Raw genomic sequence first — 7,414 nt, 5'->3', positions numbered from 1 at the left:
ATGGCTCATTTATGCATAAAATAGGTGCTGATGACGATCTGGGTGCTTGGTAAAAACTTGTGCTACACCCTTAACTTTGTTCGGATAACCAGGAGGTGTCCCTAATAATAAATACTTTTTAACATCTTTTTTCTTGCAAATCTCTTCATTTTTCCTGCCAAATAATCGATTACTACTCGTAATTTTACTATAAGAGTTTATTTAAGTTGCGCTTTATTACTCAAAGGAGAGGTTAATGTCCCCGCGCGTGAGCAAACGCAGCAACACTACTGAAAATAAAGAAGCAAAAATTCTCGCCCGTGCTCGTGAGCTACCCAATGCGCGTACTGGCATGGATGCTGATTTATTACGACGAGCATTTGCTGAACATCTACAATTCTCTCAAGGAAAAGATGAACATACCGCCACAGCCTTAGATCGTTTTTTCGCCGTGGCTTTTACTGTACGTGACCGCTTGATGAATCGCTGGATTGAGACTCAGCAAGCCTATTATCGTGCTGATGCCAAACGAATTTACTATCTATCGCTTGAATTTTTGATGGGCCGAGCATTGACCAATAATCTGATCAATTTGGGCATGTATGACACCATGCGCCATTCTTTAGAAGATCTCGGTATTGATTTTGAAGAAATTATTGATCAAGAAATTGATGCAGGTCTTGGTAATGGCGGCCTTGGTCGACTTGCCGCTTGTTTCTTAGATTCGATGGCCACCTTATCTCTACCTGCGTACGGATATGGCATCCGCTACGAATTTGGTATCTTTGATCAAAATATCGTTGACGGTTTTCAAGTTGAACGTCCAGAAGCTTGGCTGCGCTTTGGCTGCCCGTGGGAAGTTGGTCGTCCTGAGTATCAAGTACCAGTTCATTTTAATGGTCACACTGAACGACAACTTATAAACGGAAAAGAAAAAGTTATCTGGATACCTTCGCGTACTGTTTTAGGTATGCCTTACGACATTCCGGTTGCGGGTTATCGTAATGATACAGTTAACACCTTACGTTTATGGCGTGCTCGCGCCAGTGAAGAATTAGATTTAGCGGATTTTAATGCCGGCGATTATCTCGCTGCCGTAGAAGACAAAAATCTATCTGAAAATATATCTAAAGTATTATATCCTAATGATCTTACTGTTTTTGGTAAAGAACTAAGACTACAACAACAATATTTCTTTGTAGCCTGTTCGATTGCCGACATTGTCCGTCGCTATCTTAAAACTTATGATAATTTTTCAAAATTTACTGACAAAGTTGCCATTCAATTAAATGACACCCATCCAGCCATTGCTATTGTTGAACTAATGCGAGTGCTAATTGATGAAAATAATATACCATGGGAACATGCATGGAAAATTACCCAAGGTACTTTTGGCTATACTAATCATACATTATTACCTGAAGCCCTCGAAAAATGGTCGGTTGATTTATTCGGTCGTGTTCTGCCGCGACATTTAGAAATTATTTATAAGATCAATCAACGATTTTTAGATGAAGTTCATATAAAATACCCAAATGATAATAGCAAAACCTGGCGCTTATCATTAATTGAAGAAACACCTGTTAAACAAGTTCGCATGGCGCATTTAGCTGTTATTGGCTCGCACTCCATAAATGGTGTAGCTAAACTTCATACAGATCTATTAAAACGAGATCTATTTGCCGATTTTTATGAACTCTGGCCTAAACGCTTCAATTCAAAAACTAATGGGGTTACTTTACGACGTTGGTTACTTGCAAGTAACCCTAAACTTGCCTCGCTTATAACTGAATGTATCGATGGCAATTGGATATTCGATGCTAGCGAATTACGCCATTTAGAGCCTATGGCGAATGATTCTAGTTTTCGTCAAAAATTTGATGAAATTAAGCGAGAAAACAAAAAAGCATTAGCCCAGATCATTCTTGATGATACTGGCGTTAAGGTAGATCCTGATTCGATGTTTGATGTGCAAATAAAGCGAATGCATGAATATAAACGACAACTACTTAATGTATTTCATGTTATCACATTATATCATCGTCTTAAAAACGGTAGCATTAAAAACATGGTGCCGCGAACCGTAATATTCGGTGGCAAAGCTGCACCAGGTTACTTAATGGCTAAAAATATTATTAAACTAATAAATTCAGTAGCAGATGTTATCAATAATGATCCAGACATTAATAACGTACTTAAAGTTATCTTTTTAAAAAATTATCGAGTTTCATTGGCCGAACGCATGTTTCCTGCTTCTGAATTATCAGAACAAATTTCTACAGCGGGTAAAGAAGCCTCTGGCACCGGCAACATGAAGTTTGCCCTTAATGGCGCTTTGACTATTGGCACGCTGGATGGAGCAAATGTTGAAATTCGTGATGAAGTTGGTGCTGAAAACTTTTTCTTATTTGGCCTGACTGTTGAAGAGGTTAAAGCCCTTCGACAACAAGGCTATAACCCTAATGATTACTATCAACAAAACTTAGAACTTAAAGCTGTAATTGATAGTATTCAAAGAGGTGACTTTTCTTTGTATGAACCGCAATTATTTCGTCCGATTATTGATTCGCTTTTACATGCAGGCGACTTTTATATGTTGCTGGCTGACTATGAATCATATATTGCCTGTCAAGAACATGTAAATGAAGTATATCGTGATCGTACTCTGTGGAATAAAATGGCTATTTTAAATGTAGCACGCACCGGCTATTTTTCATCAGATCGTACTATTCAGCAATATGCCGATGAAATTTGGCATGTTACTCCGATAAAACCAATGAAAATATAAATGACGCATTTCATATTGTGGTGCCCTTACTCCGGCATTCTTACCATTCTTACGGTGTCAAACGTTAAAAAAAGTGTCGCAAAATGTGACACTACTAGTTCTCAAACATAGTTCAAACAATAGTTACTTGATTTTATAAATCTTTTTTAATCAGCAACATTGGCATCAGATTTGCTTTATAGCTGTAGCAACTACCTTACACTGGGGGGATTCATTATGGGAAGACCACTAAGATTTTTCAAACCTGATTCAATCTACCGAATATATAGATCCGTTGCGTGACTTGGCAGAATTTTATTTCTGTTAGATATACGAAACACTACGCGAATATCTTAAACGAAGCAATTCTTTTCCTTAATTCTATTTTCGTATCAACATGGAGGTTGTACATGCTTTGTACAAAATTTGTCCTTGCAGCAGTTTTTGTCTTTGCTGCGATAAGCACAGGCACTAATGCTTATAGCGCCTCGGAAGGTGGTCGTCTCACAAACCTGGCGGCTGTCACAGAAGAAGCTAATTTTATCTTTGCGGGTCGGGTTGTGGATGTCATATATCGTATGTCTGACATCCGTTCTAAAGAAGAAACTTCTTTTCCTTTTGCCATCGTCACTTATGAAGTCCAAAACGTCATTCGTGGCAAAACCCCTGGGAATACTTTCACTATGCTAATCATGGGTGGACCCGATGGGCGTGGACGATTTTTAGAGCTCAGCGAAATGCCTAAGTTCCAAATCGGTGATAAAGATCTCATGTTTCTTTCAGGAAACGGCGAAGAGCAGTGTCCGATAGTTGGGTGTCAGTGGGGACGTTTTCGCCTTCTTGACGGACGAGTCTACGACACCGTTGGTGCACCAGTTAAAATCATTGATCACAAATGGATTGTAGCACGTGGCCTCCCACCTGAGGCACTACGAGTCTTTCGTTACCCTACACCACGATTCGATGAACTCATTTCGAATCCAGAAGTTCAAGAGCTCATGAAGGAAAATAATATGACCATCGATGAAGCACGCAAACGCTATGAAGTCGAAGCACCTAAATTCGTCGAAATTTACACCGAAACTACAGATGAGGTAGGAGTAGAAGAAGACAATACTCGTACTAGTATACTCCCCGGCATTAAAGTGATTCCAGAAAACGTTCGTAGCCTTGCACAAATTACTGCAAATCTTTCTATAGAACCCATTTCAATCGATGAATTCGTTTCGACGATTCAAGAAATACAGAGGGGCATTACACGTCAGCCTGCGTTTATTCCCAGTATTGATCCAAAAATGCCAATTTTCGTAGCTAAAAGCGTGGATGAGTCACCCTTGAAACTCGAACAAGCAAACGAAATCAAACAATTGACAAAACAAGATGCAGCAGAGCTCGAAGCATTACAGAACCAAGATTTCAACCCAGTGCTCAAAGCTAAGTAACCATTTCGCAACGACCAAGATGAAAACGTAATTTAACAGGAGCAAGAATCATGAGAACAACAAATCTTCTGCTTGGCGCCGCACTCATATTGATGAGCGCGAATCAAGCATTCGCCTTTAGTTATAGTACCTGCCTAGGTAAAAAAATCAAATGGAGTGGAACCTCAAAGACACTTCGTGCCAGTACCGTCAGTTTTCCGAGCGGCTACTGGTACAATGGTCTGCAAGACGGAGTAAGTAAAACCAATCTCAACCCAAGCAACTTTCGCTATGGATTGACCCACGACAGCGGTGGCGTTAGTCGTGATAACGGCCAGAGCGAGGTATGGGGAGGCACAGGCTCAATCCTCCATGGTGCTCCGGCTATCTCATATTCATACTGGACCTGCTACTGGTTTTTCGGCAAACACGTTCATATGGATGAAGTAGACGTGATTTTCGACTACTCATCGCCCTGGCAGTGGACAGCTAATTCTAGCAAATCATCAATCATTCGCTATGGCGGCGACAAACGATTGTTGCAAGGCACAGCCGTTCATGAATTTGGACATGGTCTTAAACTCAATCATGTCAATACTGAATATAACATTATGGGTAAAGACTTCGAACATATTCATGCTAATGGTTCTACTGCCCGCGCCTATTTAGGTGAAGATGCTGCTGATGGTGCTACTTATTTATACGGTGCACGCAGTGGTGCTTGGGAAGATGTAGGGGTTGTGCACTGGAAGTATGCCGGAGCATCGGGCGAATATTCTGATCATGAAAAAACTAAGATCTACAATTCAGCAGGTGGCAATCTAGCAACTTGTACTGTCAACAACGAGACTGGCTATCGGGTAAATCCAGGCCAAGTAGTACGTACGCAATTCACGTATGAAAACATGGGCAAAAGCACACAGTCAGGTATCGATGTAGGTTACTATATTTCAACAAATGACTACATTACGACTTTAGATCAACGCATTGGCGGATCGAGTTTCACACTTAGTCGCGATAATGTGTACACCACAACCAAAACATTGACTATACCGAGTACTCTCAACCATGGTCAAAACTACTGGGTTGGTGTAATCATCGACGAGAACGACAACATTTCCGAAGCTGTTGAGTGGAACAACGCCACTTACATCCCAATTTGCGTTCAGTAGTTTTCGTATAACTGAACTCACTAATTAATGTCAGGGTAACCTGTCGAATCTAGTCGAGGCTAGTACATATAATGCTAAGGCGGCGGCTGTAAGTGCTGCCGCCAACGGCTACATATCATTCATATAGATTACTATCATTAAATATGTAATGTCTCAGCTAAAAGCTTACACGGCTAGTCTCGCTTTTTGTTTTAATCGCTCGTAAGGTGTTTGTCTGGATCGGGTATCGGTGGTTTAGTTATAGGAGCAATGCTCGCTAAAAAGGCCTTTCCTTGCGACCCTGAAGTGATGGCGCTTTGGGATAAAACCGGCAAACAAGTGCTAGAAGAGAATTTAAAAATCCAGTGTTGCGTACGATAGTTTCTCAGTATCACAGTGGATTCGGTCTGCCCATTGACGGTCTGAGCACTACCTGTCTTATTAATGAGTATTACCGTGATCTTGCCACCTTTTTCGAAAGCCAGCGTTTTTAGGTTGGTATTATCGGACGTAGCATCGATACGCTCTGCCCCGGGCCATACATAGTGCATGAGCTGCCGCAGCCCCCAATACTTTGCCTTATGTGCGAGGCAGTCGAGATAAGAAACTCCATTGGCGTCGCTGCCGAAAACCGTACCTGAAGAGGTTGTAACATCCCAGATTGACACTCCTCCCAGAACAAAATCATCGTACACCTTATCAATACCCCCAACAAGATAGTATTCAGTCATGGCCGTGGGTATGCCATTATTAAAACCAAAATCACGAATTAAGGATCTCTCGGGAGCATTAGGATCATTATATAGATGATAATCGAGGAGCCCGATATGCGGCCAAAAATCCGGCTCAGTTTGCAAAGCCGTAATAAAATTCCATGCAGGTTTTTTGACCTAGACCAACCGGAAAAGTGATCTTGGTGTCTTTGAATCCGTAAGCTTTGTATTTAGAAACAAGAATCTTGGTGCGCTCTGCAACCATGGACGGAGTGAAAGGATCGCTATAGCCCGGTTCGCCGTCTACCGTACAATACGTTGTTTTAATACCGTGTATGTCTCTAAGATACACCATCATAGAAATAATGTTCTCGATGTGCTCCCCCGGATTGTAGAGCATCCAGGCAGGCACGTCGCCGCCGTAATCCCCACCCTTAAAACCTTCGTTCTCACCAGAAAAATAAAAAAACGTATCACCATTTTGCTCGACTAGATTTTTGAATGGTATTACGCGTAAATTCACGAGCTTATCGGCAGCAGTAGTGGCATATCCAGAAGTAGACCAAGCGATAGTATTTAGATCGGTATTTGGATCTTGGTCATCGTTATCCCACTCCCAAGTTTTAGTTGCTAATGGTGTATCATCCCAGGACAGTATTTGAATATGGTTGCCAGGACCTATCGATACCCCACCGCGCATACCGTTAAGACCTAGATCGTTTATAGACTCGACTATGATTTCATCTTGCAAAGCTTTACTGTTTAGCGGTGGTGCCCACCCCCCACCTGACCAACCAATAATTTTCTGGTATTTCTTGGAATTATCAATTGTTACATTCGCAGCAAATGCTGCGGTTGCTAAAAGGAATGTCACCACTGAAATAAGAAAAGCTTTCATAATTAACACCGTTTCTGTTGATATTAATAGAGTGCAGTGGTGGTGCCGATCGGACCATGGTTACTATAGTCATTTCGTTATTTCCTATAAGCGTCTAAAAATAGTCCGATCGGCATCGTCAACGCACTCTATCAGCAACTAGAAACGATTTCTCAAGAAGGCCCCTATGGTGAAAATAACCCTTACTGCTTACCTATTAGCTGCCATGATGCTCAATAACTGTGCCGATAGCAAAACCACATGTAGCGGCGATGACTGTTGCGACGCACCGAGTGACCCAACAATACTACCGGTGCTTGTATCTGCCCTGACGGCACCCTGGAAAGTAATTGTAGCGACGGCCAAGACAACGACTGTGACGGGCGAACTGATTGCGCCGATACAGACTGCGCCGTCGATCCCTGACTCTTAGTCTCATTTTTCACTTTTATCGGAATTGGATTCCTACTTTCGTAGGAATGACGAGGAGTTACGTAAAACTCTCT

The 7,414-nt window shown here is 41.7% G+C and carries 5 protein-coding genes; 3 read left to right on the top strand and 2 right to left on the bottom strand.

Annotation, left to right across the window (positions count from 1 at the left end; translation table 11 throughout):
* Positions 1–235: 235 nt before the first annotated feature.
* The 3 genes from JW841_03440 (at position 236) to JW841_03430 (ending at position 5,339) form a co-directional block, all read left to right on the top strand.
* Positions 236–2,767, top strand: coding sequence for a glycogen/starch/alpha-glucan phosphorylase (locus JW841_03440; GenBank protein ID MBN1959974.1), 2,532 nt, complete (start codon positions 236–238; stop codon positions 2,765–2,767).
* Positions 2,768–3,156: 389 nt separating this feature from the next.
* The gene (locus JW841_03435) at positions 3,157–4,188 is read left to right on the top strand and encodes a hypothetical protein (protein MBN1959973.1); all 1,032 of its coding nucleotides are present in this window, start codon (positions 3,157–3,159) and stop codon (positions 4,186–4,188) included.
* 416 nt (positions 4,189–4,604) lie between these two features.
* A complete protein-coding gene (locus JW841_03430) occupies positions 4,605–5,339 on the top strand; it encodes a hypothetical protein (protein MBN1959972.1) in 735 nt (244 codons plus the stop codon).
* A 191-nt stretch (positions 5,340–5,530) separates the two neighbouring features.
* On the opposite strand, the gene JW841_03425 is transcribed toward JW841_03430, so the two are convergent.
* The gene (locus JW841_03425; GenBank protein MBN1959971.1) at positions 5,531–6,175 is read right to left on the bottom strand and encodes a hypothetical protein; all 645 of its coding nucleotides are present in this window, start codon (positions 6,173–6,175) and stop codon (positions 5,531–5,533) included.
* Complete coding sequence (locus JW841_03420; GenBank protein ID MBN1959970.1) at positions 6,165–6,929, bottom strand: hypothetical protein; 765 nt, start codon at positions 6,927–6,929, stop codon at positions 6,165–6,167. Before JW841_03420 ends, JW841_03425 begins: the two co-directional genes overlap by 11 nt.
* Positions 6,930–7,414: the final 485 nt, after the last annotated feature.

The organism is Deltaproteobacteria bacterium (genome assembly GCA_016931625.1).
Classification (GTDB): Bacteria; Myxococcota; XYA12-FULL-58-9; order XYA12-FULL-58-9; family JAFGEK01; genus JAFGEK01.
Note: the sequence above shows the minus strand (reverse complement) of the source record. Positions and strands in the feature narration are given on the sequence as shown.

Coding starts and splice junctions, on each gene's coding strand:
- JW841_03440 (MBN1959974.1), top strand. CDS start 236: ATGTCCCCGCGCGTGAGCAAACGCAGCAACACTACTGAAAATAAAGAA.
- JW841_03435 (MBN1959973.1), top strand. CDS start 3,157: ATGCTTTGTACAAAATTTGTCCTTGCAGCAGTTTTTGTCTTTGCTGCG.
- JW841_03430 (MBN1959972.1), top strand. CDS start 4,605: ATGGATGAAGTAGACGTGATTTTCGACTACTCATCGCCCTGGCAGTGG.
- JW841_03420 (MBN1959970.1), bottom strand. CDS start 6,929: ATGAAAGCTTTTCTTATTTCAGTGGTGACATTCCTTTTAGCAACCGCA.